The organism is Saccharothrix australiensis, assembly GCF_003634935.1.
GTDB lineage: Bacteria > Actinomycetota > Actinomycetes > Mycobacteriales > Pseudonocardiaceae > Actinosynnema > Actinosynnema australiense.
The window spans coordinates 5998356-6016950 of sequence record NZ_RBXO01000001.1; the positions used below are offsets into that span (position 1 = coordinate 5998356).

Genomic DNA, 18595 nt, shown 5'->3' on the forward strand with positions numbered 1-18595 from the left:
CACGGGTATATACACTGTCGAGCACGCTCAGTGACGGGAGCGAGCCGATGGAACCGAAAGCTCGAAGAGCATCCAGTACCAGGCGCGCTTGTCCGTTGTGCGGGGCGCTCATCGCCGCCGACAACACCGACCGGCTCTGCCACCGGTGCCGTCGCAACGCGCGTACCGATATCTACGGCCCGCCCGAGGTGCCAGCCGACTTCTGGGACCACGAGGTGATGGCCGCCGCCTTCGCCGATCGTGACATGGGAGCGGTCCTCGCCGCTTACCGCCACCACCCGCACCACGTCAGCCGCGTCACCCAGGACCGCATGGCGTCCTGGCTGGGGATCAGCCAAGCGCAGCTGTCGCGGTACGAGACCGGCGAGAACCCGATCGACCGGATCGACCGCCTGCGCCACTTCGCGCGGGCGCTCGGCGTGCCCGGTGACCGGTTGTGGTTCGACCGCGTCGGAATCCCAAGCCAGGCGGACCGCCCTGAACAGGGCACCCCGCCCGATGTGCTCGCCGCGGCGTGGGACGCGTCGAGCATCGCAAGATCGGTCGAGGAGACGGCGAGGAGCGACTTGGCGATCAGCAGACGAGCGGCGCTCACCGGAGCAGCCGCGGTGGCTATGGGACCTGCCCTGGTCGAACCGCTACAGCGGTGGCTTCACCCTCTTCAGCCCCTGTCCAAGTGGTCGTCCAGCGCGGCGATCGGCGAGGAGGAGCTGGCGGCGTTGCAGCGCGTCGCCGACGGGCTGCGCGGGTGGGGCGGACGAGGCGGGTACGGGCTGGCGCGCAAGGCCGTGCTCGGGCAGTTGGAGGAACTGGCCGAGCGGTTGTCACGGGCGCCCGCAGGGCCCACTACGGAGCGGGCCTTCTTCATCGGCGCGGAACTGTCCAAGGTCGCGGCGAGCATGTCGTGGGACGCGGGGATGCACGACGCGGCCCAGCGGTACTACGTGCTCGGGGTCCGCATGGCGAAGGCGGGCCGCAACGACCCGTTCGCCGCGCTGTGCCTGGCGGCGATGGCGCGGCAGATGTTCGACCTCGGGCGGCCCGAGGACGGGCTGGAGCTGGTGCAGCTCGGCCAGTACGGCGCGCGGCGCAACGCCACGCCGACTTTAGAAGCGCTGCTGCGCACGCGGGAGGCGTGGGCGTACGCGCAGATGGGTCGGGTGCGCGAGTTCCACCGGGCGGTGGGGCAGGCGCAGGACAGCTTCGCGCAGCGCAGGGCGGACGCCGAGCCGTGGTGGCTGGACAGCTTCGACGAGGCGGAACTGGAAGGCGTGATCGGGGCCCGGATGCGGGACCTGGCCGGGCACGACCCGCGCCAGGCGCCGGGCGCCGAGCAGCACATCCGGCGTGCGCTGGACCTGCGTGACCCCGCGCGGGTGCGGAACCGGACGTTCGACGTGATCGGGCTGGCGCGCACGCGGATGGTCGCGGGCGAGCCGGAGGAGGCATGCGGCCTGATCCACGACGTCCTGCCGACGGCGGCGGGGCTGGCCTCGGGGCGGGTCGTGCGCAAGTTGCAGGACTTCGCCAAGGAGGCCGAGCGCCACCGCGACCTGCCGGTGGTGCGCGAGACCCGTGAGGCGATTCGCGGGGTGCGGACGGCCTGATGCGCGTGGGGATCACCGGGCACAGCAATCTGGTGCCCGACTGCGTCGACGCCGTGCGGGCGGCGATCCGGGCGGCGTTGGAGGCCGAGGCGGCGGGCGGGTCATCCCTGGTCGGGGTGACCTGCCTGGCGCCGGGCGCGGACCAGCTGTTCGCGCGGGCGGTGCTGGACCTCGGCGGTCGGGTCGAGGCCGTGCTGCCCGCCGCGGACTACCGGGACAAGCTCAAGCCGGAGCGGCGCGCCGAGTACGACGAGCTGCTGTCGAAGGCGCACGTGGTCAGCGTGCTGCCCAACCAGCTGTCCGGTCGGCACGCCTACGTGATGGCCAACGAGCGGATGCTCGCGTCGGTCGAGCTGCTGATCGCCGTGTGGGACGGCAACCCGCCGGACGGGCGCGGCGGCACGGCCGACGTCGTGGAGACGGCACGCGCGTCGGGCGTGCCGGTGGTGGTCGTGTGGCCGGAGGGAGCGCGCCGGAAGACCTGAACCCCGAGGCCGGGACCGGGGCCTGGGTTCCTGGAGAGCTGGGTACTCAGGGGCCTTGGGCCTTGGGCACAGCGGGCCATAGGCCGAAAGAAGGGGGACGCGGCCGCGGATTCGTACACAGGCGATGGGGTGGTCGTCGTGCGTAGCGTCCCCGACGACCGTCCAAGACCTGGCGGCCTTCCGGGCACGCGCACTCCGTGCTCACCCTGCTGTGGTCCCGGTGCTTCAAAACCAAGGACCGCAAAGCCACGAACCGGGGGGCCACGAACCGGGGCCACGAACCGGGGGCCACAGGGGCACGACACCCCTACCCCCAGGACTGAAGCCCATCAGGTCTTCTACGCAACGGGACCACAGCCAGGACACCACGGACCCAACGCGCCCGGAAGCCACGCAGGTCTTGGATGGTCGTCGGGGACGCCACGCAGCTCGACCACCCCCTCCGCTGTGTACGAATCCGCCGCGCCGATCCCCCATCTGTTCGAGCCTCGGCCATCAGCTACCGGGTCGCGGTCGCTGATGGCCGAACGGACGGGAGATCCGAACGGCGGATTCGTACACAGGCGATGGGGTGGTCGTCGTGCGTAGCGTCCCCGACGACCGTCCAAGACCTGGCGGCCTTCCGGGCACGCGCACTCCGTGCTCACCCTGCTGTGGTCCCGGTGCTTCAAGACGACAAGCAAAGCCCTCTGCATCCCACCGGCCGACCGGCCACACACGCGCCCCGCAACCCGGCAGGAGCGACACCCTTCATCTTTCGACGCAACTGGACCACGGCAGAGGGACCACGGGCTCAACACGCCCCCTCCGCCTGAGTACGAATCCGCCGCGCCGATCCCCCATCCGTTGGGGCCCGGTCTGGGAGTCGCCCGGCCACGGGGACCAGGCAACGCACACGGGCTGGATCGAGGACAGGAGTCGTCCGCGTCGCCTGCCAGACTGGCCGCATGCTCGAAACGTCGGCGCGCCTGCTGAAGCTGCTGTCCCTGCTCCAGGTCCGGCGCGACTGGCCGGGCCGGGAGCTGGCCGCGCGGCTCGGCGTGGACGTGCGCACCGTGCGCCGCGACGTCGACAAGCTGCGCAGCCTCGGCTACCCGGTGAACGCCGCGCCCGGTGTCGCGGGCGGCTACCAGTTGGGCGCGGGCGCGGAGTTGCCGCCGCTGCTGCTCGACGACGACGAGGCGGTGGCCGTGGCGGTCGGGTTGCGCACCGCCGCCAACGGCACCGTGTCGGGCATCGAGGAGACGTCGGTGCGGGCCCTGGCCAAGCTGGAGCAGGTGCTGCCCGCCCGGCTGCGGCGGCGGGTCAACGCCCTCCAGGAGCACACGGTGTCGTTGGCGCCCGCCGTCGCCACCGTCGACCCCCGGACGCTCACGGTGATCGCCGGCGCGTGCCGCGACCACCAGCGGCTGCGGTTCGCCTACGCGGGACGGGAGGGCGCGACGAAGCGGCACGTCGAGCCGCTGGGCCTGGCCCACACCGGGCGGCGCTGGTACCTGGTGGCGTGGGACGTCGACAAGGGCGACTGGCGCACGTTCCGGGTGGACCGGATACCCGAGGAGCCGACGCAGGGCGCGCGGTTCACGCCCCGCGAGCCGCCGGCGGAGGACCTGGCGTCGTACGTGTCGCGGCAGCTCACCGTCGCCCCGTACACGTACCGGGCGGAACTCGTCATGCACGCGCCGCTGGAGGAGGTCGAGCTGCGCACGTCCCGGACGTCGGTGCACCTGGAGCGCATCGACGACCGGACGACCCTGCTCACCGTCGGGTCGCCGTCGCTGGAGGAGCTGGGCCTGTGGATCGGGCTCATCGGCATCGACTTCGACGTGCGCGACCCGCCCGAGCTCGCCGAGCACCTGCGGGTGCTCGGCGAGCGGTTCCTCAACGCCGCTACCTCCGGGCGCGGGCCAGGCGGTACGCCGCCGCGCCGATGAGCTCCAGCGACACCTGGAGCCGTTCGACGCTGACGTTGGCCGCGATGGTGTCCTCGGGCGTGTGGTAGAGCGGTTCGAGCTGGTGCGGGCCGCCCTCGCCGCGCCAGCTGAAGTTCGCGGCGGCGATCCCGCGCTCGTGGAACGGCACGTGGTCGCTGCTGCCCCTGGCCACCGGGCCGTGCACGCGGGGGTCGTAGCCGAGGCGCGCGGCGGCGGCGGCGACCTCGCGGGTGGTGGCGTTGTCGCCGCCGTCGACCGAGAGCAGCCAGTACGCGGTGGCCGGGCCGTGGCTGGTCGCCACCATGTCGTTCTGGAAGACACCCGAGATGCGCGCCGCGTCCGCGTCCGCGAGTTGGCCGACGTAGTGCCGGGAGCCGAGCAGGCCCTGCTCCTCCGAGCCCCACAGCGCGAACCGCAGCGCCTGGTGCGTGGGCAGGTAGCGCAGGACGCGGGCGAGTTCGAGGGTGAGGGCGGTGCCGCTGCCGTCGTCGTTCGCGCCGGGCGAGCCGGGCACGCTGTCGTAGTGCGCGGTCACCATCACCACACCACGGCCGCCGAACGTCGCCGGTCGCTCGGCGAGCACGTTGTAGGAGGTCAGCGCCGCGTGGTGGGTCGTGGAGACGGTCAGCGAGGCGGGCGGGGCGGCGCGCAGGCGCTCGACGTGGACCTGCGCGACACCCAGCACCGGCACCGGGACGGTCGAGGTCAGCGCGGGCGAGAACGCGCTGGTCTTGCCCGCCGGCGGCGTCGAAACGCGGCCGAGGAGGATCGCGGCCGCGCCGCGGGCCGCCGCGTCCTGCACGGCGGTCGAGGTGGCGGGCACGTTGACCAGCAGCACGATCTTCCCGCTCAGGTCGGCGGGCAGCGCCGCGCCGCTGTCGGCGTCCACCACGGGCCCGGACGCGGTCACGCCGAGCGCGCCGGACTTGGACGCCCCGGCGTGCCACGTCGACCGGTCCGGCAGCACCAGCGACGACAGGTACTTGTCCGGCACGGTGAACGGCTGGAGCTCCACCCGGTAGCGCAGGTCCCGCAGCACGCCCGCGAGGTAGTCGCGGGCGCGGTGCTCGGACCCGGTGCCGCCGATCCGCTGGCCGATGCGGTCGCTGAGCACCCGGAGGTGCTCCATCGCGCGCCGGGCCCGCACCCGGCCCACCACGGGGTGGTCGCCGAGCAGCAGCTCGGGTGACTGGGACGCGCCGGGCCGCTGCGCCCGTGCCGCCGGGTTGAGCCCGAGGGTCACGGCGCCCGCCGCCGCGACCGCGCCCGCCAGAACGGATCTCCTACGCATCCAGGCCCCCTAGGTTCGGATCGGTCACCTGAACGTAGGCACGCCGGGATGGCTCCGGAAGAGTGCGGACGGTGGACAACGGTGCGCCGACCGTTCCACGACGACCAGGGGTTGCGCGCTCGCTGTTCGCCGTCGCCGCCGGCTCGCGCCTTGTCGGTCTCGTCATGTCGGTTCTCGGAGCAACGGGACCACAGCAGGGTGAGCACGGGCGCGCGTGCCCGGAAGGCCGCCGGGTCTTGGACGGTCGTCGGGGACGCTACGCGGCTCGACCACCCCATCGCCCGAGTGCGAATCCGCCGCGTCGATCCCCCATCTGCCCTGGTCACGGCCGGCAGCGATCCGGGTCGCGGTCACTACGAGCCGTACGCGGCGCGCCCAGAGCCTGAAGGGCTTCAGCCCTGGAGGGTTCGAGGGCTTCGGCGTCGCGGGGTCGAGTTCGCGTCCAGTGCGTGGGATGGCGTCGGGCTGGGACGTCGGTGACCATAAGCGCACGTGCCCTGAGATCCGGAGGTCGACCGATGCCACTCACCGTGGAAGGGATCGTCGCACCCGGTCTCGAACAGGTCGCGGAGGCGTTCCGGACCGTCGAAGCGCCCGCCCAGTGCTGCGTCCACCTCGACGGCGAACCCGTCATCGACCTGTGGCGCGGCCTGGGCGAGGACGACGTCCAGGTCGTCTTCTCGGCGACGAAGGGCGCGACGGCGGCGTGCGCCAACCTGCTCGTCCAGCGGGGCCTGCTCGACCTGGACGCCACCGTCACGCACTACTGGCCCGAGTACGGCGGGCACGGCAAGGAGTCGACCCTCGTGCGGTGGACGCTGACGCACCGCGCGGGCGTCCTGGCCCCCGCGCCCGGCCTGACCTTCGACGACGTGACCGACTGGGGAACGGTCGCCGACGCGCTCGCCGTCGCCGCCCCCGCGTGGGAGCCCGGCTCGGCCTACGGCTACCACGCCCAGTCCTTCGGCTGGCTGGTCGGCGAGCTGGTCCGCCGGGTGGACGGCCGCGGCCTCGGCCGGTTCTTCGCCGAGGAGGTCGCCGGGCCCGCGGGCGCCGACTTCTGGATCGGGCTGCCCGAGTCGGAGGAGCACCGCCTGGTCGAGGTCGTCTCCGCGCCGCCACCGCCACCGCCCGGCGACGTGGACGACGTGGACCTGTCCGCGTTCATCGGACCGCACCTGATGACCGCGTTCACGCTGAACGGCGCGCTGCCCCAGGACCTCGTGGCCGCCGCCGCGGACCGCCGCTACCGGGCGGCCGGGATCGGCGCGTCCGGTGGCGTGTCCAACGCCCGCGGCCTGTCGCGCCTGTACGCGTGGCTGCTGGACGAGTTCACCGACGACACCGTCGCCGACGTCCTGCGCCCCGAGACCTCCGGACCGGACCAGGTGCTGTCCACCCCGTCGATGCACGTGGAACAGCGGTTCGGGCGCGGGTTCCTGCTGCCCCGGCGCGCCGAGACGCCCGCCGACACGCCCACGTTCGGGCACGAGGGCGCGGGCGGGATCACGGCGTTCGCCGACCCGGCGCGCCGGCTGGCGTTCGCCTACACGACGCCCCACCTGGTGCCCGGCCCGCCCGGCCTGCACCCGGTGGTCGAGCCGATCGTCCGCGCCCTGTACGCGGCGCTGGCCTGAGCGCCGCCGGCGCGGGTAGGCCCCGACCGGCGCGGAGGACCGGCGGTCAGCCCCGCGCGGCCCGGTGCAGCTCGCGCAGCGCCCGCACGGCCGCCACGGCGTGCTCGCGGTCCACCGCCTGCACCGCCATGATCGACACGTACTCGTCGTCCGGCAGCTCCAGCCGCGCCCAGGACGCGCCGTCCGGGAACGACACGTGCAGCACCTCGGACCACTCGAACCGGCGCGCGGTGATCACGTTGCGCACCTCGACCCCGGTCTCGTCGGCCCGCACCCGCGGCCTGGCCAGCAGCAGCACGCCTGCCGCCAGCAGCACCCCGAGCAGCACCATCGCCACCTGGTCGGACGTCCGGAAGATCACGCCGGTCGGCGTGTCGCCCAGCAGCCAGCCGACCACGCCGAACACCGCCACCAGGAACACCGCGCTGACGACGGCGACGGTGCGGATCTTCCGGGGGCGGAACTCGACGGCCACGGCGATCACGACGTCGCCCTGAGCGAGCGCAGCACGAGCGCCGCGTCCAGCGCCGCCACCACCGCTTCGAAACCCTTGTCCTCCACGGAGTCGGCGAACCCGGCGCGGGCCAGCGCCTGCTCCTCCGTGTCGCACGTCAGGACCCCGTTGCCCACGGGCGTCGACGTGTCCAGCGCGACCCTGGTCAGACCGGCCGTCACGGAGTCGCACACGTACTCGAAGTGCGGCGTGCCGCCCCGGATGACCACGCCCAGCGCCACCACGGCGTCGTGGGTCCGCGCGAGCTCCTGCGCCACGACCGGCAGCTCGACGGCGCCGGCCACCCGCGCCACCGCCGGCGCGGCCACGCCCGCCTTGGCGGCGGCGGCCAGGGCGCGCTCCACCAGCTGCGACGTGATCTTCTCGTGCCACCGCGTCGCCACCACGGCCAGGCTCACGCCCGCCGCGTCCGGCACCACCGCTTCCGGTCGGCCCTCGCCGCTCATTCCACGCCCTCCGTGCTGACGATCGCGCCACCCTGGCTCAACGCCTCGTACTGTTCCAGCTGGTGCAGCTCGTGCCCCATCCGGTCCCGCTTGGTGCGCAGGTAGCGCAGGTTCTCGGGGTTCGGCGAGATGGGCAGCGGCACGCGGTCGAGCACGGTCAGGCCGTAGCCCTCCAGGCCGACGCGCTTGGCCGGGTTGTTGGTGAGCAACCGCATGGACTTCACGCCCAGCTCGCACAGGATCTGCGCGCCGGTGCCGTAGTCGCGGGCGTCGGCGGGCACGCCCAGCGCCAGGTTCGCGTCCACGGTGTCCGCGCCGCGGTCCTGGAGCTGGTACGCCTGCAACTTGTGCATCAGGCCGATGCCGCGCCCCTCGTGGCCGCGCATGTAGAGCACGACACCGCGCCCCTGCGCCGCGACGGCCTCCAGCGAGGCGTCCAACTGCGGTCCGCAGTCGCAGCGCAGCGACCCGAACACGTCACCGGTCAGGCACTCGGAGTGGACGCGGACCAGCACGTCCTCGCCGTCGCCCAGGTCGCCGTACACGAGGGCCACGTGCTCGATGCCGTCCAGCTTGGAGTCGTAGCCGACCGCCGTGAACGTGCCGTGCGCGGTCGGGATGCGCGCCTCGGCGGCGCGCACCACCTGCGTCTCCACCCGCCGCCGGTAGGCGATCAGGTCGGCGATGGTGATCAGCACCAGGTCGTGGTCGGCGGCGAACACCTCCAGCTCGTCGCGCCGCGCCATGTCGCCCTCGTCCTTCTGCGACACGATCTCGCACAGCACGCCGGCCGGCGCGAGGCCCGCGAGGCGCGCCAGGTCCACGGCCGCCTCGGTGTGGCCCGGACGGCGCAGCACCCCGCCGGCGCGGGCGCGCAGCGGCACCACGTGGCCGGGCCGGGTGAAGTCCTTGGCCTCGGCCGACGGGTCGGCCAGCAGCCGGATCGTCCAGGCGCGGTCGGCGGCGGAGATGCCCGTCGTCACGCCCTCGCGGGCGTCCACGGTCACCGTGTACGCGGTGCCTCGCTGGTCCTGGTTCGTGTGGTACATCGGCGGCAGGTCCAGGCGGGCGCAGTCCTCCTCGGTGAGCGACACGCAGACGTAGCCCGACGTGTACCGCACCATGAACGCCAGCAGCTCGGGCGTGGCCTTCTCGGCGGCGAAGATGAGGTCGCCCTCGTTCTCCCGGTCCTCGTCGTCCACCACGATCACCGGCCGGCCGGCCGCCAGGTCGGCGAGGGCCCGCTCGATGTCGGCGATGTTGTTCACCGTGCCTCCTCCGCGTCGGTGCCGCCCGGCCCCGGTTCGCCCTGGCCGGGCGCGTGCGGAGCGGACGCGCGCAGGTGGGGCAGTGCGAGCCGTTCGACGTACTTCGCCAGCACGTCCACCTCAAGGTTCACCCGGTCACCGGGGCCACGCCTGCCGAGCGTGGTCAGCTCCAGCGTGGTGGGGATGAGGCTGACGGTGAACTCGTCCTGCGTCACCGAGACGACGGTCAGCGACACGCCGTCCACGGTGATGGAGCCCTTCTCGACCACGTACCGGGCCAGGTGCGGCGGCAGGCCGATGCGGACGACCTCCCAGTGCTCGGCCTTCTCGCGGGCCAGGACGGTGCCCGTCCCGTCCACGTGGCCCTGCACGAGGTGGCCGCCCAGCCGCTGCCCGACGGCGGCGGCGCGCTCCAGGTTGACCCGGTCGCCCTCGGCGACACCGGCCAGGCTGCTGCGGACCAGCGTCTCGCGCATGACGTCGGCGGTGAACGCGCCGTCCGCGACGTCCACCACGGTGAGGCACACGCCGTTCACCGCGATGGAATCGCCGTGCTTGGCGTCGCTGGTCACCAGCGGACCCGCGATGGTGACGCGCGCCGCGTCCGGGAGGCCCGCCGCCCGGTCCCCGGCGTCGTCGAAGGCGACCCCGACGACCTCCCCCAACTCCTCGACGATCCCGGTGAACACCGTTCCTCCTCTAACGCGCGGACGCCGGCACTGCGGAGATCCGCACGTCCGGTCCGCACATGGTGACCTGCTCCACGACCAATCCCACGGCGTCGGTGATGGTCGACACCCCCATGTCCCGCAGCGCCGACGGCCCGTCGCCCAGCAGCTTCGGCGCGACGTAGGCCAGCACCCGGTCGATCCGGCCCGCTCTCGCGAACGCACCCGCCAGCGTAGGGCCACCCTCCAGCAGCACGTCCACCGCACCGCGCCGGACGAGTTCGGTCAACACTTCGTCCGGGTCGTGCGTGCGCACGTGCAGGGTCTCTGCTTCGTCGTCCAGGACCCTGGCGCGCGCGGGGAGGTCGCTGGTGCCCACGACCACCCGCAACGGCTGCCGGGCCGCTCCTGTTCCCCGCGCGGTCAGCCGGGGGTCGTCCACCCGCACCGTGCCGGTGCCGACCACGATCGCGTCGACCGCCGTGCGCAGCGCGTGGACCTCGGCGCGCGACTCCGCGGAGCTGATCCAGCGGCTGGTGCCGTCCGCGGCGGCGGTGCGGCCGTCGAGGGTGGCGGCGTACTTCCACGTGACGTGCGGGCGGCCGGTGCGGGCGAAGTGCAGCCACGCCCGCAGCGGCTCGACGTGGGTGGGCAGGTGGACGACCTCGACGCCGGCGGCGCGCAGGACGTCCGCTCCCCCGGCGGCCTTGGGGTTGGGGTCGGGGTGGGCGAAGACGACCCGCGCCACGCCCGCCGCCACCAGGGCTCGCGCGCACGGCGGCGTGCGGCCGAAGTGGGAGCAGGGTTCGAGGGTGACGACGGCCGTGCCGCCGCGGGCGCGCCCGCCCGCTTCCGCGAGGGCGACGACCTCGGCGTGCGCCTGGCCGGGCGGCCGGGTCGCGCCGGTGCCGACGACCTCGCCGTCCGCCGACAGGACCACCGCGCCCACCGGCGGGTTGGGGCTGGTCGTGCCGCGCGCCCGCGCGCTCGCGGCGATGGCCAGGGCCATCGCCTCGGCCAACGACGGCCGGGCAGCCGCGCCCGCCCGCACCACGACGGGTCCACCGGGCCGCGGGCCGTCCGTCGGACCACCGGGCGTCGCGCCACCGACCCGCGACCCGTCCGGACCGGGGGCGCGGTCGGCGGGCCGGCCGCCCGCCGCCTCGTCCCCGCTCACCGGGCGTGGGACGCCTGCGCGCGCGCCGCCTGACCGCGCAGCCGCTCCAGGGCCTGGCCCGGATCGGAGGCGTCGTAGATGGCCGAGCCGGCGACGAAGCAGTCCACCCCGGCCTCCGCCGCCTGCTCGATGGTGTCCGCGTTGATGCCGCCGTCGATCTCCACCACCAGCTTGAGGTGCCCGGTGTCGACCAGGCGGCGGGCCGTGCGGACCTTGTCCAGCACGTCCGCCATGAACTTCTGCCCGCCGAACCCCGGCTCGACCGACATCACCAGCAGCGTGTCGTAGTGCTTGAGCACGTCGACGTACGGCTCCAGGGGCGTGCCGGGCTTGAGCGACAGGCCGGCCTTCGCGCCCGCCGCGCGCAGGTTCCCGGCCAGGCGCACCGGGTCGGCGGCGGCTTCCACGTGCACCGTCACGTTGTGCGCGCCCGCCTCCGCGTAGCCGACGGCCCAGCGGTCCGGGTCCTCGATCATCAGGTGGCAGTCCAGCGGGATGTCGGTCGCGCCGCGCAGCGACTTCACCACCGGCAGGCCGATGGTCAGGTTGGGCACGAAGTGCGCGTCCATGACGTCCACGTGCAGCCAGTCCGCACCGGAGACGGCGGCGGCCTCGTCGGCCAGGCGGGCGAAGTCGGCGGACAGGATGCTCGGGGCGATCATCGGCTGGTGGACCACGGGCAGTCAGTCTAGGGTTCCGCGATCGCCCGGACCTACCGGGGAGTCATATTTCACCCCCGCCACCCGACCACGCGGTTTCGCGGTCACCCCGGTCTTTTCCGACTACTCACGCGGGTGGTTCCCCAACCGGCCGTCCGGCGATTACGTTCGTCGCGGGCCGAGCTGGGGAGCGCTGGAGATGAACGCCGAATTCGATCACGGGATCGCGCTCGTGACGGGCGCGTGCGCACCGCTGGGCGGCGAGGTGGTGGAGTGGCTCGCGCGGCAGGGCGCGCTGGTCGCGGCCGTGGACAGCGACGGGGCGCGGTTGGCCGACCTGGTCGAGCGGTTGCAGGCGGAGGGGTTGCGGATCGCGGGCAGGCAGGTCGACGTGACCTCCAGCGCGGCGGTCGACGCGCTGGTGGACCAGGTGGAGCGCGAATTCGGGCCGGTCGACGCGCTGGTGACGGCCGTGGGCGCGGCGCGGCCCGGTCCGGTGCTGTCCATCACCGACGAGGACTGGTCGCACGCCTTCGCGGTGAACGCCGACGGGGTGTTCCACGTCTCGCGCGCCGTGGCCGCGCGGATGGTGCGGCGCGGGCGCGGCGCGATCGTGCTGGTCGCCGCCCGCGCCGCCGTGCCCCGGTCGAACGCGGCGGCCTACGAGGCGTCCCGAGCCGCCGCCGTGGCCTACGCCGAGTGCCTGGCGACCGAGGTCGCGGCGCGGGGCGTGCGCTGCGCGGTGGTCTCGCCGGACGACTCGCGGCCGGTGGTGGAGCAGGTGCGGTTCCTGCTCGCCGACGCCGTGTCACGGCCCCGGTCGGCGTAACACCCGGCCTGGGTGACACCCGGCCTGCGCGACGCCCGCTCAGCGCAGTGCCCGGACCTCTGCGTGCGCCTGCTCGTGTGCCAGCCGCGCCAACTCGACCCGCGAGCTGATCCCGAGCTTCTTGAAGATGCAGCGCAGGTGGTAGTCGACGGTGTGGGGTGACAGGAAGAGCTGCTTGGCGACCTGCCGGTTGGTGAGCCCCACGCCCACGAGGCGGGCGATGTCGCGTTCCGGCCCGGTCAGCCGCTGCCAGTCGGTCGCCGCGGCGGTGACCGGGCTCGCGGCCCGGCCGTCGGGTGCGGCGACGGCCTCGTCGTCGGGCGCGGCGTCCCCGTGCCGTCCGTCGGGTGCCGGGTTCCCGGTGGGTACCTGGTCGGCGGCCGTGCGGTCCCCGTCGGGACGGCCGGGAGCGGCGCCGGCGACCACCGCGTCGTCGACGGCCGGGGTCGGCGCGGGGATCGCCCCGGCGGGGCCCGGCGCGGGGATGTCACCGGCGGGCGTCGGTTCGGGGATGCCGCCGGGCGTCGCGACGGGGATGCCGCCGGGCGTCGACGCGGAGGTGGCGCCGCCGGGCGTCGGGACGGGGATGGCGTCGACCGGGGTCGGGGCGGGGGTGGCGTCGGCCGGGGTCGGGGCGGGGGTCGTCCCGGCGCGCGTGGTGACCGCCCGGTCGCGCAGCCGGGCCACCTCGCCGTCCGCGCCCATCCGCGCGAACATCCGCGCCGCCTGCTCGCGGTGCCCGGCGGCGCGCTCGGCCCGGCCGCGCCGGGCCAGCAGCAGTGCCAGGTCCTCGTGGGCGTTCGCCTCGGCCCACGGGTGCCGGTGCCGCCCGACCACCGCCCGCAACGCCTCCTCGTCCCGGTCCACGAGGGCGCGGGCGTGGCTCGCCGCCGCCGACACCGCCGCGAAACCGGGGTTGCCGCGCGCCAGCTCCTCCGCCGCGCCGACCGCCGCGCCTGCCAACCGGCTGTCGCCCACGGTCAGCGCCAGCCGCACCAGCCACGCCGCCGCGCCCGGCTCCTCGACCAGCACCCGACGCGCGCGGTCGGGGTCGCACAGGCGGTCGCGGGCCAGTTCCGCCGCCCGTCCCGGCCCTCCCGAGGCGTGCGCGAGCAGCAGCTCCACCCAGTCGTGCCGCCCGGCGTGCGGCACGCCGCCACCCGCCAGGTCGCCCCGGCAGGGCCGCGCGTGCCGGGCCGCCGCCGACACGTCGCCGCGGTGCAGGGCGACCTCCGCCAGCACGCTCGACGCCGACGGCACCAGCAGCCGCAGGCCGCGGTCGCGCGCCAGCGACAGACCGGCGCGGGCGGCTTCCTCGGCCTCCGCCAGCCGGCCCGCGCGGGCCAGCACGTGGGACAGGGCGATCACCCGCGCCGCGGGCGCGCCGGCCGGCACGGTGTCGTCGGCGAGGGGGCCGTCGCCGCGCACGAGCCGCTCGGCCTGGTCGAACTCGCCGAGCGCGGACAGCTTCAGCGCGAACGCCACGGCGGTGTGCGACTGCCACCAGGCGGTCGGCCCGTCCAGCTCCCACCGGGCGGCCTCGCGGGCCCAGTACATGCTCTCGGCGAGCCGTCCCGCCGACCACTCCAGGCACGAGTGCACGGTCCCCGCCATCACCACGTCGGCGTCGCTGACCTCCCGGTCGCGGGCGGTCAGCACGGACATCGCGTGCGCGCCCGCCTCCCGGACCGTCGAGAGCAGCAGCGCCAGCAGGCGGCCGGCGGCGGCCGTCCGGCGCGGCCCGTCCGGCAGCTCCGGCACGGCCAGCGCGTGGTCCAGCTCCGCGACGGCCTCGGCGGGACGGCCGTCGGCGAGCAGCACACCGGCGAGCGCGAGGTGCATCTCGGCGGCGTCGGGCCCGTGCGGGCGCAGGGCGAGGCCGGCGCGGGCCAGCGCGACGGCCGACCCGAGCCGGCCGCTCGCGGCCAGCGCCCGGACGCCGGGCAGCGCCGCCGCGCCCCGGTCCTCCCCCGACCGGCCCGCCGCGGCCGGGGGCGGCAGGTCGCGCGACGCCGCGCGCAGCACCGCCGCGTCGCGGCGCAGCGCGTGCGCCACCGGATCGGGGATCGACTCGACCACGGCCCGCCACACCAGCTCCGAGGCGAACGCGAGCCGTTCGCCGGCGCGCACCACGAGGCCGGACGCGATCATCTCGTCCACGGCGGGCAGCAGCGCGGCGGCGGTCTCGCCCACCATCGTCGCGACGTCGGTGAGCGGGAACGACCGGCCGAGCACGGCCGTGACCCGGAGCAGCCGGGCGGCCTTCGCCGACAGCAGGTCGACCCGGCCGCCCACCAGGCCGGTCACCCGGCGCGGCAGCCGGCCGCCGCGCAGCCGGGCCGTGCCGCCGAGCACGTCGAGCCGGCCCTCCTCGCGCAGGCCGGTGACGAGTTCGCCGACCAGCCGGGGGTCGCCGGCGGCGGACGCGACGAGCGCCGCCAGGTCGGGTCGCGGTGTCGCGCCCAGCAGGTCCTCGACCACCCGCCGCACGACGTCGTCGCCCACCGGTCCGAGGACGAGCACGTCGCCGCGGCGGGGCAGGGCGCGGCGGACCTCCGCGCCCGCGTGCGCGCCGCTCAGCGCGACGAGGCCGGTGACGCGGTGCTCGCGCAGCCGCGGCAGCAGGTCGAGGAGCGCGCACGGGTCGCGGTGCGCGTGGTCGACGGCGACCAGGGTGCGCGCACCCGGCTCGCGCTCGGCCCGGCGCAGGGCGTCGGCGACGTCCGCCGAGGTCGCGACCTGCTCGCCGGGGACGAGGACGACGGCGTAACCCAGGTCGCGGGCCGCGCCGACCGCCTCGTGGAGCAGGTGGGTCTTGCCCGAGCACGGCGGGCCGTCGATGGCCAGCAGGCCACCGGGCGTGGACAGGAAGCGGAGAACCGAAGCCCATTCACGATCCCGGCCGTACAATTTCGACACATTCAAGACTGCTACGCGTCTCGTCCGGCTGTCAATTCAGGTCCGATTTGTCGAATGCGGCGAACGGCGCAACCAACGCCGGTTCCGCCATCACCGCTCCCGGCCCGCCCTCGACGAGTCGGACCCCCGCGTCGCGCAGCACCGCGAGGTGGCCGGCAAAGGCAGGATGACGGGATTGCTCCGCGCCGACCTGGACGAGCACGACCATCGGCGCGCGGCGGCCGAGCGCCTCGCCCAGCGCGGTGAGCGCCTGGTTGTCGCCGATGCCGAGGGCGAGCTTGGCGAGGGAGTTCAGCGTGGCGGGCGCGAACACGAACGCGTCCGGCACGGGGTGCGGCTTCGGCTCGGACGGCAGCCGCGAGCGCCAGCGGACCGGCAGGTCCGTCACCGCCGCCAACGCGGGCAGCTCGGGCTCCAGCCACCGGGCGGCGGTCGGGGTGAGCGTGATGGCGAGCCGCCAACCCCGCCGCGCCAGGGGCTCCGCCAGCCCGGTCCGGAACCACCGCTCGACGCCGCCGCCCGCCGAGGCGACCAGCCCCAGCACCGGGCGGTCCGCTCCCGACCGGCCCGCCACCGGTTCGCCCACCTGTGATCACCCCTGCCCCGGCGGCGCGTCCACCCGCGCATTCGGTTCACTCGCGTCAGCATTGTTGCGGCCCACTTGCCACCTTCGAGCCGTTGCAATCGGCAAATTCACCTTCAGCCTTCATGCAATCAGCTCGACGCCGCGGTGCCCGCCCGTCGCGCGGGCACCGGGTCCGCCGGATCGTCCGACGAATGGCGTCGTCCGACGATCCGGCGGTTCCCCGTCAGGCCGGACGGCGCAGCAGGGCGCAGAACATGGCGTCGGTGCCGTGCAGGTGCGGCCACAACTGCACGTGCGGGCCGCCGCCCAGGTCGGGCACGCCGGGGAACGCCGCACGGGTGTCCAGGCGTTCCGCGCCGGTCCGCCGAGCCACGTCCGCGACCACGCCGACGGACTCCGACAGGTGCGGCGAGCACACCACGTACGCCACCACACCACCGGGCCGGACCAGCTCCAGCGCCGACGTCAGCAGCTCGCGCTGCAACCGGGCCAGCGGGGCCACGTCGGACGGCTGACGCCGCCACCGCGCCTCCGGCCGCCGGCGCAACGCGCCGAGGCCCGTGCACGGCGCGTCGACCAGGACGCGGTCGAACCCGCCCGCGGGCAGGCCCGAGTCGCGGCCGTCGGCCACGTGCACCGTCACCGGCAGGTCGCCCGCCGCCTTGCGGATCAGCTCCGCGCGGTGCGGCGCCTTCTCCACCGCGTCCAGGGTCGCGCCCGACAGCGTCGCCAGCGCGCCCAGCAGCACGGCCTTCCCGCCGGGGCCGGCGCACAGGTCGAGCCACCGCTCGTCGGGGCCCTCCAGCGGGGCGCGGGTCAGGGCCAGGGCGCACAGCTGGCTGCCCTCGTCCTGCACCGTCGCCAGCTTCTCCCGCACCGGGTCCAGGTCGCCAGGGTCACCCGCGCCCGGCTCCAGGTGCACCCCGTACGGCGAGTGCGGCGCGACCTCGCCACCGGTCATGGCGGCCAGCTCGTCGGCGCTGCACTCGCCCGGCCGGGCTGCCAGGTGCACGGCGGGCCGCGCGTCGTCGGCGGTCAGCGCCGCCCGCAGCGGCTCGCCCCGGCTGCCCAGGGCCTCCGCGAACGCCTGCGCGATCCACCTCGGGTGCGCGTGCGCCATCGCGAGGTAGCCGACCGGGTCGGTCTCCTCGTCCGGCGCGACCTCGTCGATCCAGCCGGCCTCGTCCTGCCCGGTCACGCGCCGCAGCACCGCGTTGGCGAACCCGGCCGCGCCCGAGCCCAGCTCCGCGCGCACCAGGTCCACGGTGGACGCGACGGCGGCGTGCGCCGGGATGCGGGTCCGCAGCAACTGGTACGCGCCCAGCCGCAGGGCGTCCAGCACCGACCCGTCCACCTCGGACAGGGGGCGGTCGGAGCACGCGGCCAGGATCGCGTCGAGCAGGCCCTGCGCCCGCGACGTCCCGTAGGCCAGCTCGGTGGCCAGCGCGGCGTCGCGGCCGGTGATCCGGCGGTCCCGCAGCAGGCCGGGCAGCACCAGGTTGGCGTAGGCGTCGCGCTGCCGCACCGCGCGCAGCGTGTCCAGCGCGGCGAGCCGGGCCGGGTCCTCCACCGGGGGGCGCGCCGGACCGGTGCGCCTGCGCGGCGGGTGCGGGCCGCGCGGGCGGGACGGGCGCGAGGAGCGCTGGGTCATGAGATGCGCTCCCCCGCCTCGATGCGGACGCCGCGCGCCCAGTCCGTCGCCGCCATCCGCTTCTTGCCCTGCGCCTGCACGTCGCTGAGCACCACGGGCGTCGTGGCCGTGCCGACCAGCACGCGCTTCCGCTCCACCCGCAGCTCGCCGGGCGCGAGGCCCTCCTCGTCCACCGGGGTGACGGGGCCGAGCTTGAGCCGTTCGCCCCGGAACTCCGCCCACGCGCCCGGTTCCGGCGTCACGGCCCGCGCGACCCGGTCCAGGGCCGCCGCCGGGGTGCACGCGAAGTCGAGGCGGGCGTCGTCCACGGAGACCTTGGGCGCGTAGCTGACGTTCTCCTCCGGCTGCTCGACCGGGCGCAGCGTGCCGTCCTCGATGCCGTCGACCGTGGACAGCAGCAGCTTCGCGCCGGACTCCGCGAGCCGGCCGAGCAGCTCGCCCGCCGTGTCGCGCTCGCGCACCCGCTCGGTGACCACGCCGAACACCGGACCCGCGTCCAACGCCTTCACGATCCGGAACGTGGTCGCGCCGGTGATGTCGTCACCGTGCCGCACGGCCGCCTGCACCGGCGCCGCGCCGCGCCACGCGGGCAGCACCGAGAAGTGCAGGTTCACCCAGCCGTGGCGCGGGATCGCCAGCGCCGACTCGGGCAGCAGCGCGCCGTAGGCGACCACCGGGCACAGGTCGGGGCCGATCTCGCGCAACCGGTCCAGGAAGGCGGGGTCGCCCGCCTTGGCCGGCGTCAGCACCTCGATGCCGCGCTCGTCGGCCAGCGCCGCCACCGGTGACCGCTCGACCTTGCGGCCCCGGCCCGCCGGGGCGTCCGGACGGGTCACGACGGCCACGACCTCGTGCCGCGAGTCGAGCAGGGCGCGCAGGGAGGGCAGCGCCACCTCGGGCGTGCCCGCGAAGACCAGGCGCACG

16 protein-coding genes are annotated in these 18595 nt (G+C 75.2%); 5 read left to right on the top strand and 11 right to left on the bottom strand.

Translation table 11 applies throughout. From position 1 onward, the window contains the following. Positions 1-188 precede the first annotated feature (188 nt). From C8E97_RS25245 to C8E97_RS25260, 3 genes are all read left to right on the top strand, one after another. On the top strand, positions 189-1607 hold the full coding sequence (locus C8E97_RS25245) for a helix-turn-helix domain-containing protein (protein WP_246019152.1): 1419 nt from the start codon (positions 189-191) through the stop codon (positions 1605-1607). Further along, a complete protein-coding gene (locus C8E97_RS25250) occupies positions 1607-2092 on the top strand; it encodes a hypothetical protein (protein ID WP_121007949.1) in 486 nt (161 codons plus the stop codon). The genes C8E97_RS25245 and C8E97_RS25250 overlap by 1 nt, the downstream gene beginning before the upstream one ends. Before the next feature lie 947 nt (positions 2093-3039). Beyond that, positions 3040-4026 carry a helix-turn-helix transcriptional regulator gene (locus tag C8E97_RS25260; protein ID WP_170211988.1) on the top strand — a complete coding sequence of 329 codons (987 nt, stop codon included), beginning with the start codon at positions 3040-3042 and terminating at the stop codon, positions 4024-4026. On the opposite strand, the gene C8E97_RS25265 is transcribed toward C8E97_RS25260, so the two are convergent. After that, the gene (locus tag C8E97_RS25265) at positions 3983-5317 is read right to left on the bottom strand and encodes a M28 family peptidase (RefSeq protein ID WP_121007951.1); all 1335 of its coding nucleotides are present in this window, start codon (positions 5315-5317) and stop codon (positions 3983-3985) included. The two genes, C8E97_RS25260 and C8E97_RS25265, sit on opposite strands and share 44 nt — an antisense overlap. 518 nt (positions 5318-5835) lie before the next feature. On the opposite strand from C8E97_RS25265, the gene C8E97_RS25270 reads away from it, so the two are divergent. Then, positions 5836-6954: a serine hydrolase domain-containing protein gene (locus C8E97_RS25270; protein WP_121007952.1), complete on the top strand. Its 1119-nt coding sequence runs from the start codon at positions 5836-5838 to the stop codon at positions 6952-6954. A gap of 46 nt (positions 6955-7000) precedes the next feature. On the opposite strand, the gene C8E97_RS25275 is transcribed toward C8E97_RS25270, so the two are convergent. From C8E97_RS25275 to rpe, 6 genes are all read right to left on the bottom strand, one after another. Then, entirely contained in the window at positions 7001-7429 is a 429-nt protein-coding gene (locus C8E97_RS25275; protein ID WP_121012335.1) for a PH domain-containing protein, read from the bottom strand. A gap of 5 nt (positions 7430-7434) precedes the next feature. Then, entirely contained in the window at positions 7435-7914 is a 480-nt protein-coding gene (gene ribH, locus C8E97_RS25280) for a 6,7-dimethyl-8-ribityllumazine synthase (RefSeq protein ID WP_121007953.1), read from the bottom strand. Further along, the gene (locus tag C8E97_RS25285; RefSeq protein WP_121007954.1) at positions 7911-9182 is read right to left on the bottom strand and encodes a bifunctional 3,4-dihydroxy-2-butanone-4-phosphate synthase/GTP cyclohydrolase II; all 1272 of its coding nucleotides are present in this window, start codon (positions 9180-9182) and stop codon (positions 7911-7913) included. Before C8E97_RS25285 ends, ribH begins: the two co-directional genes overlap by 4 nt. After that, complete coding sequence (locus tag C8E97_RS25290; protein WP_121007955.1) at positions 9179-9871, bottom strand: riboflavin synthase; 693 nt, start codon at positions 9869-9871, stop codon at positions 9179-9181. The genes C8E97_RS25285 and C8E97_RS25290 overlap by 4 nt, the downstream gene beginning before the upstream one ends. Before the next feature lie 10 nt (positions 9872-9881). Further along, positions 9882-10859, bottom strand: a complete 978-nt coding sequence (ribD, locus tag C8E97_RS25295) for a bifunctional diaminohydroxyphosphoribosylaminopyrimidine deaminase/5-amino-6-(5-phosphoribosylamino)uracil reductase RibD (RefSeq protein ID WP_121012338.1) — start codon at positions 10857-10859, stop codon at positions 9882-9884. Between the two features lie 164 nt (positions 10860-11023). Beyond that, entirely contained in the window at positions 11024-11689 is a 666-nt protein-coding gene (rpe, locus tag C8E97_RS25300) for a ribulose-phosphate 3-epimerase (protein WP_211347283.1), read from the bottom strand. A 196-nt stretch (positions 11690-11885) separates the two neighbouring features. Here rpe and C8E97_RS25305 point away from each other — a divergent pair, with 196 nt between their 5' ends. Continuing rightward, positions 11886-12515 carry an SDR family NAD(P)-dependent oxidoreductase gene (locus C8E97_RS25305; RefSeq protein WP_170211990.1) on the top strand — a complete coding sequence of 210 codons (630 nt, stop codon included), beginning with the start codon at positions 11886-11888 and terminating at the stop codon, positions 12513-12515. A gap of 39 nt (positions 12516-12554) precedes the next feature. On the opposite strand, the gene C8E97_RS36590 is transcribed toward C8E97_RS25305, so the two are convergent. The 4 genes from C8E97_RS36590 to fmt form a co-directional block, all read right to left on the bottom strand. Next, a complete protein-coding gene (locus tag C8E97_RS36590) occupies positions 12555-15434 on the bottom strand; it encodes a helix-turn-helix transcriptional regulator (protein WP_281275462.1) in 2880 nt (959 codons plus the stop codon). A gap of 31 nt (positions 15435-15465) precedes the next feature. Continuing rightward, positions 15466-16020, bottom strand: a complete 555-nt coding sequence (locus C8E97_RS25315; RefSeq protein ID WP_246019153.1) for a flavoprotein — start codon at positions 16018-16020, stop codon at positions 15466-15468. A 223-nt stretch (positions 16021-16243) separates the two neighbouring features. Next, positions 16244-17671, bottom strand: coding sequence for an RsmB/NOP family class I SAM-dependent RNA methyltransferase (locus tag C8E97_RS25320; RefSeq protein ID WP_121007958.1), 1428 nt, complete (start codon positions 17669-17671; stop codon positions 16244-16246). Beyond that, the gene (gene fmt / locus C8E97_RS25325) at positions 17668-18594 is read right to left on the bottom strand and encodes a methionyl-tRNA formyltransferase (protein ID WP_121012346.1); all 927 of its coding nucleotides are present in this window, start codon (positions 18592-18594) and stop codon (positions 17668-17670) included. The genes C8E97_RS25320 and fmt overlap by 4 nt, the downstream gene beginning before the upstream one ends. Between the last annotated feature and the right edge of the window lies 1 nt (position 18595).